The 11,916-nt window shown below is 40.4% G+C and carries 14 protein-coding genes; 9 read left to right on the top strand and 5 right to left on the bottom strand.

What is annotated here, in order from left to right:
- Positions 1–84: 84 nt before the first annotated feature.
- Positions 85–1,278 carry a methyltransferase domain-containing protein gene (locus tag BM291_RS16910; protein WP_092899600.1) on the bottom strand — a complete coding sequence of 398 codons (1,194 nt, stop codon included), beginning with the start codon at positions 1,276–1,278 and terminating at the stop codon, positions 85–87.
- Between the two features lie 277 nt (positions 1,279–1,555).
- On the opposite strand from BM291_RS16910, the gene prmC reads away from it, so the two are divergent.
- Genes prmC through BM291_RS16885 form a run of 5 tightly spaced genes read left to right on the top strand, consistent with a single transcriptional unit; the run spans position 1,556 to position 3,765 of the window.
- Positions 1,556–2,395, top strand: coding sequence for a peptide chain release factor N(5)-glutamine methyltransferase (prmC, locus tag BM291_RS16905; protein WP_092899598.1), 840 nt, complete (start codon positions 1,556–1,558; stop codon positions 2,393–2,395).
- 24 nt (positions 2,396–2,419) lie between these two features.
- Complete coding sequence (locus BM291_RS16900) at positions 2,420–2,728, top strand: type II toxin-antitoxin system HigB family toxin (protein ID WP_245786903.1); 309 nt, start codon at positions 2,420–2,422, stop codon at positions 2,726–2,728.
- Positions 2,725–3,093 (top strand): helix-turn-helix domain-containing protein, encoded by a 369-nt coding sequence (locus BM291_RS16895; RefSeq protein WP_092899594.1) that lies wholly within the window; start codon positions 2,725–2,727, stop codon positions 3,091–3,093. The genes BM291_RS16900 and BM291_RS16895 overlap by 4 nt, the downstream gene beginning before the upstream one ends.
- A gap of 4 nt (positions 3,094–3,097) precedes the next feature.
- On the top strand, positions 3,098–3,382 hold the full coding sequence (locus BM291_RS16890) for a hypothetical protein (protein ID WP_092899592.1): 285 nt from the start codon (positions 3,098–3,100) through the stop codon (positions 3,380–3,382).
- Positions 3,379–3,765, top strand: a complete 387-nt coding sequence (locus tag BM291_RS16885; RefSeq protein WP_092899590.1) for a magnesium citrate secondary transporter — start codon at positions 3,379–3,381, stop codon at positions 3,763–3,765. The genes BM291_RS16890 and BM291_RS16885 overlap by 4 nt, the downstream gene beginning before the upstream one ends.
- On the opposite strand, the gene BM291_RS16880 is transcribed toward BM291_RS16885, so the two are convergent.
- Positions 3,719–4,333, bottom strand: coding sequence for a thiamine pyrophosphokinase (locus BM291_RS16880; protein WP_092899587.1), 615 nt, complete (start codon positions 4,331–4,333; stop codon positions 3,719–3,721). The genes BM291_RS16885 and BM291_RS16880 overlap by 47 nt on opposite strands.
- Entirely contained in the window at positions 4,333–5,322 is a 990-nt protein-coding gene (locus BM291_RS16875) for a dipeptidase (protein WP_092899585.1), read from the bottom strand. Before BM291_RS16875 ends, BM291_RS16880 begins: the two co-directional genes overlap by 1 nt.
- A gap of 121 nt (positions 5,323–5,443) precedes the next feature.
- Here BM291_RS16875 and BM291_RS16870 point away from each other — a divergent pair, with 121 nt between their 5' ends.
- From BM291_RS16870 to BM291_RS16860, 3 genes are all read left to right on the top strand, one after another.
- Positions 5,444–5,956 carry a 3-hydroxyanthranilate 3,4-dioxygenase gene (locus BM291_RS16870; RefSeq protein WP_092899583.1) on the top strand — a complete coding sequence of 171 codons (513 nt, stop codon included), beginning with the start codon at positions 5,444–5,446 and terminating at the stop codon, positions 5,954–5,956.
- 442 nt (positions 5,957–6,398) lie between these two features.
- The gene (kynU, locus tag BM291_RS16865; protein ID WP_217647337.1) at positions 6,399–7,676 is read left to right on the top strand and encodes a kynureninase; all 1,278 of its coding nucleotides are present in this window, start codon (positions 6,399–6,401) and stop codon (positions 7,674–7,676) included.
- A 25-nt stretch (positions 7,677–7,701) separates the two neighbouring features.
- On the top strand, positions 7,702–9,054 hold the full coding sequence (locus BM291_RS16860; RefSeq protein WP_092899581.1) for an FAD-dependent oxidoreductase: 1,353 nt from the start codon (positions 7,702–7,704) through the stop codon (positions 9,052–9,054).
- 284 nt (positions 9,055–9,338) lie between these two features.
- Here BM291_RS16860 and pheS read toward each other — a convergent pair whose 3' ends face one another.
- Positions 9,339–10,367, bottom strand: a complete 1,029-nt coding sequence (pheS, locus tag BM291_RS16855; protein ID WP_092899579.1) for a phenylalanine--tRNA ligase subunit alpha — start codon at positions 10,365–10,367, stop codon at positions 9,339–9,341.
- 278 nt (positions 10,368–10,645) lie between these two features.
- On the opposite strand from pheS, the gene BM291_RS16850 reads away from it, so the two are divergent.
- Positions 10,646–11,212, top strand: coding sequence for a fasciclin domain-containing protein (locus BM291_RS16850; protein ID WP_092899577.1), 567 nt, complete (start codon positions 10,646–10,648; stop codon positions 11,210–11,212).
- Positions 11,213–11,389: 177 nt separating this feature from the next.
- Here BM291_RS16850 and BM291_RS16845 read toward each other — a convergent pair whose 3' ends face one another.
- Positions 11,390–11,890: a CIA30 family protein gene (locus BM291_RS16845; protein ID WP_092899575.1), complete on the bottom strand. Its 501-nt coding sequence runs from the start codon at positions 11,888–11,890 to the stop codon at positions 11,390–11,392.
- Positions 11,891–11,916: the final 26 nt, after the last annotated feature.

Genomic DNA, 11,916 nt, shown 5'->3' with positions numbered 1-11,916 from the left:
GCGAAACCAGTTAAGTACAAAAAAATATGGGATCCGCAATTATATTTTGTAGATCCCATATTTAGGTAAGTTTAAGAAATAGTATTAAGCCTCTTTCTTCTGAAGTCTAGCAATATAGAATCCATCAAAGCCACTTTCCTGCGCCAGGACTTTTTGATCTTCGATTAATGTGAAGTCTTTTCCCGCTTCACTTTCCAAGAATTTGGCGATTTGATCCTGATTTTCAGATGGCAAAATACTACAAGTAGCATAGACCATTTGTCCACCTGGCTTCACCATGGATGGATAGCTTTGAAGGATTTCCTGTTGTGTCTGACGCACTTTCTCTATAGATTCTTCACTCAGTTTCCACTTGGTATCAGGATTTCTACGAAGAACTCCCAAGCCAGAACAAGGAACGTCTAACAGTAATCTATCAGCCGTTTCTTTCATTCTTTTGATGGTCTTAGAACCTTCAATCACCTTGCGCTCTATGATCGCTACGCCATCACGACGAGCTCTCAATTTAGTTTGCTGAAGTTTCCATTCTTCCACATCCATGGAAAGAACTTTTCCTTTGTTTTGCATCAACGCTGCGATGTGAAGGGATTTTCCTCCAGCACCTGCGCAGGCATCAATTACTCGCATTCCAGGCTCTACTGCTAGTGCTGCGGCAACTAATTGCGAGGAAGCATCTTGTACTTCAAACATCCCTTCTTTGAAAGCAGGGTTGCGGAATACATTGGTTCGCTCATCAAGGATCAGTGCATCTGGATAACCTTTCACAATGTGTGTGTGGATATTGTCTTCTGCCAGTCTGTTTTTCAAGCGCTCACGTGTAGTTTTTAGTGTATTGACACGTAAAACCACTTGTGCTTCCTGATTCAAACTGTGGATTTCAGCCTCCCATTTGTCACCCAATTCTTTTTTTCCTAGATCAAAAAGCCAATCAGGAACAGACTCCAACTTGGCAGGATCATCCAGTTTCTCATACTTTTCTTTCAGCTTGTCAGGATTGATTCTTGCAAACTCCTCCCATGGAGGAAGCGTATGCCCCTGCATCAACCAATAGGTGCCAAATAGATCATAAGGCTCCTTACTTGGGCTCAAAAAGTTGATCAGACGCCACCAACGAACCATTTCATAAGTAGTTTCTGCAATGAAAGAGCGATCACGTGCACCCCATTTTGGGTTGGATTTTAGTGTTCTTTCTATCACTTTATCAGCGTACTGACCTTCTTCAAAAATTGCTGCAAGTGCGGTATGAACTCCGCGGATGGTGTTGTTGTGTAATTTCATGTGTTTATAATTTATTTTTAAAACCTACATAGCCTGTCCCGATTTTTCTTCGGGAGAATCTCGCAGCATTTATAATCTTCTCTCTGGGTGACTTTTGAGTCGTGCTCGATCTCATAGGAAATAAATTCTGCACAAAGGTAGTTTTTCTTTCTGAGTCTGTCAGAATGAGATTTTAAAAGGGTTGAAAAACTGTGCCTTGAGAATGTGATCTTAGTTTCTAAAATAGAAATTTTGGTTTAATACCTTTACAATTCAATCCTCCAAACACCATTTCGCTATGCCTACCTTTCAAGCCCTCTTTTCTTCTTGGGCTACAAAACTTTCGATCTACGAGAAGCAAGAGGCTGAATCAATCGTTAGCTGGCTTTTTGAGCATCATCTAGGTTGGACCAGAACGGAGATTTTGAATGAAGCCGATGAAAGTTCCTTTCCTCCAAAGCTATTTGAAGACTTTGAGCGATTGAAAACAGGTGAGCCTATTCAGTATATCATGGGGAAAGGCCCTTTTTATGGAAGAGAGTTTTTCGTCAGTTCAGCTACTTTGATTCCAAGAAATGAAACAGAGGAATTGGTTCATATGATCATCAAAGAGAATCCAAAAGCTGGTTTGAGAATTTTGGACATAGGTACTGGAACGGCCTGCATTCCTATTTCCTTGGCATTGGAGATGAGAAATCCGGAAGTATTTGCAGTGGATATTTCTGAACAAGCATTGGAGATAGCTGCTCAAAATGCAGGTGCGCTAGGTGCAAAAGTGACTTTTTCTGCCTGTGATATTTTGACTCAGACTCCAGAAGTCTCGGAATTGGATGTTTTGGTAAGCAATCCTCCCTATATCCCTGAGCAGGAAAAATCTGAAATGCACAGAAATGTGCTGGATTTTGAGCCTGAATTGGCCTTGTTCGTCAGCAATGATGATCCGCTGATTTTTTACCGAGAAATAGCTGAAAAGGGTAAACAGTTACTGAAGTCAGGTGGAAAGCTTTATTTTGAAATAAATGAAAAATATGGGAAAGAAGTTGCTGAGTTGATGCAGAAGTTGGGTTATTCCGAAGTTCAGGTTTTGAAGGATCTGAATGGAAAGGAAAGAATTGCAAAAGGAATATTGTCAATTTGACAACAAATTCATATTTTTATCGTAATGAATGTCATCACTAAGGGCACCTTGCAAAAATATATGGAGGTTTATCCAGAAGCTGCAAGTTGGCTACTCACTTGGTATGAAGTTGCAGAAAAGGCAAATTGGGAAAATTTCAATGCTGTAAAATTGTCCTATCCTTCAGCAGATCAAATAGGTGACGATAGGGTAGTCTTTTATGTAAAGGGAAATAAGTTCAGACTAATTGTAAGGTTTAGCTTTCGCTTCAAAGTCTTACAAATCAAATGGTTTGGCAGACATAAAGAGTATGATAAAATTGATGTATTAACCATACAACCAGATTTACTATGATTAAGGTAATTCAAGATGAAGAAACATATCAAAACTATCTGACCAGAATAGATGAGATTTTTGATGCTCAGAAAGAGTCTTCAGAAGGAGATGAGTTAGAATTGCTTTTGACTTTGGTCAGGCTATACGAGCAAGAAACGTTTTCCTTTTCGGCATTAGACCCAATTGAAGCAATAAAGAATAGGATGTCAGATCTGAATCTGAAAAATAAAGACCTCGAACCGATTATGGGTGATCCTGGAAATATTTCAAAGATATTAAAAGGTAAAAGAAGCCTAACTGTTGATATGATTCGTGGATTAAGTGAAAAGCTTGGTTTGCCTGTTGAGGTTTTAATAGGTAAATCAGACAAAGAAATAGCATAATCATATGAGCCAGAAGAAATGCCCGAATTGCGGAGAATGGTCGATTTGGACAAATAATTACGAGGATCGTTGTGAGCTTTGCGGAGAGTTTCTATCTCCCGTAGAGATTGGGCGGAAGGAAAAATTCAGAAAGGAGCAAGATCGCCAAGAAAAGGAATGGATGTTTTACATCAATCCAGAGGATTCTGGGATTAGAAAATTCTTTAAGAAATCCGGTAACCTGTTCTACACCGTGTTCATGGCTATCATGACTTTTATTATGTGGTTTATAGCCGCCTTGCCGGGATGATGGGTATTTTCAAAAACCAGATTTTCATTTTTGCCTCCATCACTTTTTGGATTAATCAATACTTAGAAAAAGCGCTGGGAATAGTTGTGCCTGTTTACCATTCCTATGGGGATGATCTAATGGCGATGCCTGTAGTGTTTGGTATTTGCTTGCAATTAATGAGATGGTGGCACCCGAATGGCGAAGAACTCACTTTTACCACAAGACAAGTGGTCGTTGGCTTGGTGTATTTTTCTCTGGTTTTTGAAGTTTTATTGCCATTTAAATCAACGACTTACACTGCGGATCCACTGGATGTGGTTTGTTATGTTATTGGAACCTTAGTGTTTCTAAAGTTTATGAATAAACCTGCTCCCCAATCCAAAAAATCCCAGGTGCTTTGATTGTAGTATTTCCCTCTGGCACTTCCAGCATCGTAGCGTAAGTAATAGGCAAGATCAATTCGCCATTTTCATTTTGAATTTGCACAGGCATTCCCTCTTTGCCATGAATGTGGATGTTGCTTTCTGCAAACCACTTTTTGAATTCACCTGATTTCACAGGATAGTATTTCCAATCACCATCCAAAATGGTAAGATTTAGCAGCTCAAGTTTGTCATGCAGCTCAAGTGCTTTCAGGTGTGAAATGCCTACCAAATGCACTGCTTTGTGTTCAGTAGATACTAGATAATCTACCCCTGTTTGCAAATAGTTTTCATCTAAGGAGTTGACGAATTTAACAGGATATTGCTCTTCCAGTAAATGTTGATTATCTGCTTGATAAGTCTCTGAAGCTAGAATGACATCTATTTTTATTCCCCAGCTCATAACTTGATCAAGTACTTTTTCGCTGACAAGGACAGTTGGAACCCATTCTAGCAGAGGAGAAACTTGATCAAATCGGATCTGGTCAACTTCTAAAATTAGTACCGCTGGCTCTTGTTTGTCTTTTACGAAATGGTGAGATGACATTAAGATTGGATTTTTCTATAGAACTCCAGTGAATTTTTATAAGCTAAGCCTTCTAATTCAGCTGCGCTTAATTTGTCTTCGAGGCTTTCAATTAGTGAAGGATATTTTCCGGCATTTTCCACTAGCGGGAAATAGAAAGGGAAGCGTGCTGGATCTCCAAAATCCTTGGTATAAAAATAATCAGCTCCAAAGCAGATGGACTTTTCTCCTCCAAGTTCCAAACCGCGAAGAATATGGTCAAATAATCGCTCTGGAACTTCAGGATCCAAGAAAGCTCTCAAGAAATTCACACCTATGATGCCACCACGATGGATGATTTCCTTGGCAAACTCATCGGTAAGATTGCGGGGATGGTTCCAGATTTCTCTGAAATTGGAATGACTTGCAATCACTGGGATATCTAGCGTATTGCTATCGATATGATATAAAATCCCTTCAGCAAGCATATCAGAGGTATGTGATAGGTCAATCGGAATACTTTTGCCAGCCATGTAGTCTAGCAGCTTCTTTCCATCGTCTTTCAAGCCTATTCCTTTGGTATAATTACCGCCTCCAAAGCGATTTTCGGTGTGATGTGTCAGGCTGATGTAAGCGAGCGATTTTACTTTTTCCAAAATAGCATCAAACTGGCTATAAATCTCTTTCCAGCTTGCCGACTCATTACCAAAGCCAGCAGCATTTTCTACAGAAGCTTTGATCCCGACACAGTTTTGCTTCTCCCAGTTTTGTAAAAAGTCTGCATCTACAAAAGCTAGATCGTTCTCATGCTTTTCTAATAATTCAGAGAAGATCTGAGCCTGTCTAGTTGCTAGATTCATGCTTTCTGGCCTTACGTCGGTGTAGATCGCTAAAATTTGCATCCTAACATTTCCGGCTTGAAGCCATGGAATCGCGCAGGCGATTTCATCTTTTGCGTATGGGTTCGCTCCCGGGATTTTTGCCAAATAAGACAACAAATCACAGTGCATGTCGATTATCGGAAAGCTCATCGTTTTTTGGGGTTAAGACAAAGTAAGCCAAAAAAAGCGTACGTTTTTTAATACTTTTAGGGAGGATTACAGTTAAGTAATCTTCGGATAGATTTTCAATTTTACCAGAAAAATTAGAGATATGGCCTTAGCTCAACCTTTCAACTTCAAAAAATGGATAGATGAAAATAGACATCTACTTAAACCACCAATAGGAAATCAGCAGGTTTACAAGGGGAATGATGACTTCATTGTGATGGTTGTAGGTGGTCCAAATTCCAGAAAAGACTATCATTCCAACGAGGGAGAGGAGTTTTTCTACCAACTAGAAGGCGATATCGTGCTGAAAGTAATCGAAGACGGAAAGCCAAAAGACATTCATATCCGAGAGGGAGAAATATTTCTACTTCCTGCTAAAGTTCCACATTCACCACGCCGTCCAGCAGAAACGATTGGTTTGGTAATAGAGCGCTACAGAAGAGCGGGTGAAGTAGATGGGTTTATCTGGCACTGTGAAAATTGTGGTGAAAAACTCTACGAGGAATATTTCGAGGTAACAGACATTGTCACGCAGCTGCCTCCAGTTCAGGAGAGATTCTGGGGAAACCCAGAGAACCACACTTGTAAAAATTGCGGAACAGTAATGGAGAATTGATATGATGTCCGCTGAATGGTGCTGCCGAATCGATGTCGTTGAACAAAACCTAGGATGCTTTTGTCTTTAAAGCGTAGATAATTTGTCTTACTTAAAAGCTGTGATTATAGGGTTTTCGCCAGATACCAAATTCATCAACAGAATATTTGATTTTCACCATATAAGCCACATAATTCTATGAAGAGCTCCGAAGGAGCAAAACTATTCATGACCCTGTACGAAGTGCAGGGTAAAAGAATCGATCTCATTTCGAGCCCTGAAAGGGCGAAACTATAAAGTAGCACCCCTACGGGGCTTCTTAACCAAGTTTTTCCTTTTCACCCGGCTATGCCGAGGGTCATGAATCGTATCAATCCTTCGGATCTTAATCGATATATCCTATTTGATCACTTTCATGGTTTCGCGAACCTATAAAGAATTTATATACCCAAACATTTCAAAAATGAACTACCAATATTCAGCCCAATTCGCTCAGGAGATGGATGAGAGTGATACTCTTTCACATTTTCGGGATAGGTTTCTTTTTCCGAAGGTAGATGGAAAAGACGCCATTTACTTTTGCGGAAACTCCCTGGGTTTACAACCCAAATCAGCTAAAGATTACATAGCAAAGGAATTGACAAATTGGGCAGAAATGGGTGTAGATGGGCATTTCCATGGGGAAGATGCCTGGTTTTTTGCGAAGCAAAAGTCAAAACCTGCGCTAGCTGAGATCGTCGGCGCGTATGAGCATGAAGTGGTGGCGATGAATAATCTATCGGTGAATCTTCATCTCCTGATGGTTTCATTTTACCAGCCTACCAATAGTCGCAATAAGATTATTGTGGAGGCCGGTGCTTTTCCTTCGGATCAATACATGCTGGAAACACAGGTGAAATTTCATGGCTTAAATCCTGAAGATGTTATAATCGAGCTTACTCCTCGAGATGGGGAGCACACGCTTCGCACTGAGGATATTTTGGCAGAGATAAGAAAACAGGGGGATTCGTTGGCCTTGGTAAATATGGCAGGTTTGCAATATTACACAGGTCAAGTTTTCGACATGAAAGCCATAACCGCTGCAGCACATGAAGTGGGAGCTTATGCAGGATTTGATTTGGCTCACGCAGCCGGGAATGCTCCACTGCGCCTCCATGATTGGGATGTGGATTTTGCGACTTGGTGTAGCTATAAATATATGAATTCAGGCCCAGGGAATGTTTCAGGCGTATTTATCCATGAGCGATTTGCGGAGCGTCCTGACTTAAATCGCTTTGGAGGATGGTGGGGACATGATCAGGAGCAGCGCTTTAAGATGGAAAAGGGCTTTGTGCCTATGCATGGTGCAGATGGCTGGCAGCTTTCCAACTCAGATATCATAGGTTTGGCAGTACATCAGGCATCTTTGGATATTTTTAAGGAAGCAGGAATGGGGGATTTGAGGCGTAAATCTGAACAGTTGACAGCATATTTAGCCTATTTAATCGAAGAAATCAGCGGAAAATCAGGGGTTTTGGAAATTATTACTCCTAAAAATCCTGCGGAAAGAGGCTGTCAGTTATCTTTGCACATTCATCGCGGAGGCAAGGCCGTATTCGATGAATGGTATAAACAAGGAGTTGTAGGCGACTGGCGCAATCCAAATGTGATCCGTCTGGCACCTACACCGCTCTATAACAGCTTCCTAGACGTGTTCCGTTTTGCACAGATTTTGGAACAATCTCTGAAGAAATTCGCTTAAAGGAAGCGTGGATAAAACAATCCAAATGGAAAAGAATCATGTTACTGTATTAGGAGCCGGATTAATCGGGTCCCTAATGGCTATATATTTAAAGCGCCAAGGTTTAGAAGTCGAGGTTTTTGACAAAAGGCCTGACAAGCGCAAGTCAACTTTCGAAGAGGGTAAAAGATCTATCAACATGGCACTTAGCCAGCGAGGATGGAATGCTTTGGAAGAGGTTGGACTGAAGGATAAAGTAATGCCTTTGGCCATTCCTATGTATGGTCGAAAGGTTCATGATGAGCATGGAGGCACTACTTTTATTTCTTATGGAAAAGAGAATCAAGCTATATACTCACTTTCCAGAGGAAAATTTAATCAGTTGCTTGTAGAAGAGGGGGAGCATTTAGGTGTCAAATTTAATTTTGAATATAAATGTACAGATGTTGATTTCCGTAATCAGGAGATCAATTTCCAGACTCCTGAAGGAGAAAAGAAAGTGCTTGCACCAGTTCTATTTGGATCTGATGGAGCTTATTCCTCGCTTAGATTGGCGATGCAAAAGCAGATTAGATTCAATTACAAGCAAGAATACATCACGCACGAATACAAGGAGTTGACGATTCCGGCTACGGCTGATGGCGAGTTTGCTATGGATCCGAATGCATTGCATATCTGGCCTAGAGGCAAGTTTATGTTGATCGCACTTCCAAATCCTGACAAATCATTTACCTGTACGCTATTTTTGCCGCATAGCGGTTCTAAAATTTGCTTCGACAAAATCAATGACGAGAATGATCTTGAGATCTTGTTCTCCAATTATTTTGACGATGCATATCAGTTGATGCCAGACTTGAAAACTGAGTTTTTTGCTAACCCAACCTCAGCGTTGATCAATGTTGAATGTTTTCCATGGGTTCAAGGCACGAGTTTGTTGATGGGAGATGCCAGTCATGCGATGGTTCCTTTCTATGGACAGGGCATGAATTGCGGCTTTGAAGATTGCTCGATTTTGAATGGTTTGATCGATAAGTTCGGGACTAATTCCTGGGATTTGGTTTTTGAAAAATTCCAGAAAAAGCGAAAAATTGATACCGATGCTATTTGCCAATTAGCGATGGAGAATTTTGAAGAAATGAGAGATTCTGTTGCAGATCCTAAGTTTGTTCTTCGCAAGAAAATCGAAGCCAAGCTGTATGAATTGTATCCTAATGACTGGATTCCGCTGTATTCTATGGTGACTTTCACGAATATGAGGTATTCTGAAGCATATATTCAAGGAAAGCTACAGGAAGCAATAATGGATCGCGTAATGGCTGATCCGTTGATCACGGAGAATTGGAATAAACTCGACTATGAGGATATTATCTATAAAATGGAAACAGCAAAAGCGGTCTAATTTTTTTTAAACCGCAAAAGATCGCCGAGGTTACACAGAGAAGGCAGAGAAAAACAGGTTCACGTCAGTAGATTTGAACCTGTTTTTTTGTCCTACAATTTGACGTTGTTCCTGTTGCCAGGAATAGAAAAAAGCAGTTATTTATAATTATAAAGCCATAAAATCTTCCTTCTGGAGAAGCAGGATAACAATAACCTTCTCTTGCGCTCTCTACGGAAACTCTGTGAACTTTGCGGTAAAATGACCAGCACAAAAAAGGCGTTGATTTATCAACGCCTTTGATTTTATAATAGTGGCTTAAACTGCCTCAGGAATCTCACATCATTCTCGGTGAACAATCGAAGATCTTTGATCTGATATTTCAGCATGGCGATTCGCTCGATACCCATACCGAAGGCAAAGCCAGTATATTTTTTAGAATCAATTCCGCAATTCTCCAACACATTTGGATCTACCATTCCTGATCCACCGATCTCTACCCAACCACTGCCTTTGCAGACGTTACAGCCTTTGCCACCGCAGATCAGACACGTGATATCGATCTCTGCACTTGGCTCAGTAAATGGGAAATAAGATGGTCTGAAGCGCACTTTGGTTTCCTTGCCAAACATCTCTTTGGCAAAGTGATATAAGGTGTTCTTTAAATCAGCGAAACCTACATTTTCGTCCACATACAATCCTTCCACTTGGTGGAAAATACAATGTGCACGAGCTGAGATGGCTTCATTTCTATAAACTCTTCCTGGTGAAAGTGTACGAATCGGAGGTTTTTGATTTTCCATCACACGCACCTGCACAGAGGAAGTATGCGTTCTCAGAGCGATATCAGGATTCTTCTCGATGAAGAAGGTATCTTGCATTTCACGAGCTGGGTGATTTTCAGGGAAATTCAGTGCAGTGAAGTTATGCCAGTCGTCTTCGATCTCTGGCCCTTCTGAAAGGTTGAATCCTATACGCTCGAAGATCTCGATAATGCGCTGACGGGTAGCTGTCAGTGGATGAATTCCACCTAGATTTTGATTGGAAGGAGGTAGTGTCAAGTCAATACCAGCCGATTTAGACTTCTTATTGGCCTGGCTTACTTTTTCTATCAACTCCTGAAACTTCTCTTCAGCCAATTGCTTTACACCATTTACCAGCTGACCATAGGCTTTTTTCTCCTCATTAGGAATTTTGCCCATGCCGGCAAAAAGCTCTCCCACCACAGATTTCTTGGAGATATACTCCATTCTGTAGGCTTCTAGCTCTTCTGGATTAGTTGCGTTAGCGGCTGAAATAGCTGCTTTGATAGCTTCGATTTTCTCTTGGTACATGGGATTCAAATTATTCGAATGACAAAGCTAAGGCTTTTGGGTTCTTTTGGAAAGCCTGAAGGTTGACTTTAGGTTTTGAAAAGCTAGAAGATCAGAAAATTGTATGATGTCTATTGATCAAAAGGGCTAAAGGTAAATGAACGGATGAAGGTCTGATGAGCTCGTAAATCGAATATCGTAATTCGTATTTTTTTTTACTTCACTAAATCCAGCCAAGTAAAGTTGCTCGTATCTCACCCCAAATAAAGAAACCAAAAAATCATCAAACTAACTAGATTATGAAAATTCAAAATTTCTTCAAAGTGGCTATTGCAGCCTTTATTTTTCTTTCCGCAAACATGGCTTTTGCTCAAATGGAAAAAACAAAAATGGTAGGTGGAGCAGAAATGTACCCTTCTAAAAATATCGTGGAAAATGCAGTGAATTCCGCTGACCATACCACTTTGGTAGCAGCTGTAAAAGCAGCAGGATTAGTAGAAACGCTTCAAGGAGCTGGACCATTCACGGTTTTTGCTCCAGATAACATGGCTTTCGAGAAACTTCCTGCTGGAACAGTAGAGACGCTTTTGAAGGCAGAAAATAAAGCTACACTTCAAGCTGTTCTTACTTATCACGTGGTAGCTGGTAAAATGGGATCAAAAGAAATCGCTGCTGCAATCAAAAAAGGAAATGGTAAGGCTGTTCTTACTACAGTTCAAGGCGGAAAGTTAACTGCTTGGATGAAAGGTAAAGACCTTTATATCACGGACGAAAATGGTGGAGAATCTAAAGTTACTATTGCTGATGTATGGCAATCAAATGGTGTGATCCACTCAGTAGATACGGTGGTTCTTCCTAAGATGTAATCGTTGTTTGTTACCCAATTGCTAAGCCGGTTCCTTTTGGAACCGGCTTTTTTGTGTTTTATAAAAGCTCCTGAGGAATTTTAAAAACAGTAATGCCTGGATCTTCTGTAGCTAGATTTTTATATTAAACGCGTAATCCCAAAAGCATTCTTCCTATCTCCATTGAGATTCAAAAACTCAGAATAATTGGATGGACTTTATTTCCAAGTGAAATTCTTGTTCTTTTTTATTTCCAATCAAAAATGCCATTTCCTCAAGCTGATCTTGGTCAAAGTTTGCGATGGAGAGCTTCCGACCTCTATATGCGGGGTGCATGTCAGACAGCTTAATTTCTATCGTTTCCCACTCTCCGCTTGTTTGAAATTCAGAGATATAGGAATGGCGATCAGAAGAATAAGCCTTTACTCGAAATTGGTAAATACTTCCATCTCCTTTTAAATGGATTCTAATGTTCTTTAGAGACTGAATTTGAAACGTTTTTCTATATCTGACGGAGGAAAACCCTCCATTATTAGCTAAAGATACAACCCCTTCAAATACACCATTCCCAGATTCATTGATATGGAAATCACCTGATGATCTCCCTCCCATTACTCCATCATCAACTATTCTCCAATCTGAAGTAGGCGAGTTTTTGTTAAACTGATAAAGTATAATGGAGGACGATAATAAAGACATAAGGATTACTGCTTTCACATCATGTA

The organism is Algoriphagus aquimarinus (genome assembly GCF_900112005.1).
Lineage (GTDB): Bacteria > Bacteroidota > Bacteroidia > Cytophagales > Cyclobacteriaceae > Algoriphagus > Algoriphagus aquimarinus.
Note: the sequence above shows the minus strand (reverse complement) of the source record. Positions and strands in the feature narration are given on the sequence as shown.

Coding starts and splice junctions, on each gene's coding strand:
- BM291_RS16910 (WP_092899600.1), bottom strand. CDS start 1,278: ATGAAATTACACAACAACACCATCCGCGGAGTTCATACCGCACTTGCA.
- prmC (WP_092899598.1), top strand. CDS start 1,556: ATGCCTACCTTTCAAGCCCTCTTTTCTTCTTGGGCTACAAAACTTTCG.
- BM291_RS16900 (WP_245786903.1), top strand. CDS start 2,420: ATGAATGTCATCACTAAGGGCACCTTGCAAAAATATATGGAGGTTTAT.
- BM291_RS16895 (WP_092899594.1), top strand. CDS start 2,725: ATGATTAAGGTAATTCAAGATGAAGAAACATATCAAAACTATCTGACC.
- BM291_RS16890 (WP_092899592.1), top strand. CDS start 3,098: ATGAGCCAGAAGAAATGCCCGAATTGCGGAGAATGGTCGATTTGGACA.
- BM291_RS16885 (WP_092899590.1), top strand. CDS start 3,379: ATGATGGGTATTTTCAAAAACCAGATTTTCATTTTTGCCTCCATCACT.
- BM291_RS16880 (WP_092899587.1), bottom strand. CDS start 4,333: ATGTCATCTCACCATTTCGTAAAAGACAAACAAGAGCCAGCGGTACTA.
- BM291_RS16875 (WP_092899585.1), bottom strand. CDS start 5,322: ATGAGCTTTCCGATAATCGACATGCACTGTGATTTGTTGTCTTATTTG.
- BM291_RS16870 (WP_092899583.1), top strand. CDS start 5,444: ATGGCCTTAGCTCAACCTTTCAACTTCAAAAAATGGATAGATGAAAAT.
- kynU (WP_217647337.1), top strand. CDS start 6,399: ATGAACTACCAATATTCAGCCCAATTCGCTCAGGAGATGGATGAGAGT.
- BM291_RS16860 (WP_092899581.1), top strand. CDS start 7,702: ATGGAAAAGAATCATGTTACTGTATTAGGAGCCGGATTAATCGGGTCC.
- pheS (WP_092899579.1), bottom strand. CDS start 10,367: ATGTACCAAGAGAAAATCGAAGCTATCAAAGCAGCTATTTCAGCCGCT.
- BM291_RS16850 (WP_092899577.1), top strand. CDS start 10,646: ATGAAAATTCAAAATTTCTTCAAAGTGGCTATTGCAGCCTTTATTTTT.
- BM291_RS16845 (WP_092899575.1), bottom strand. CDS start 11,890: ATGTCTTTATTATCGTCCTCCATTATACTTTATCAGTTTAACAAAAAC.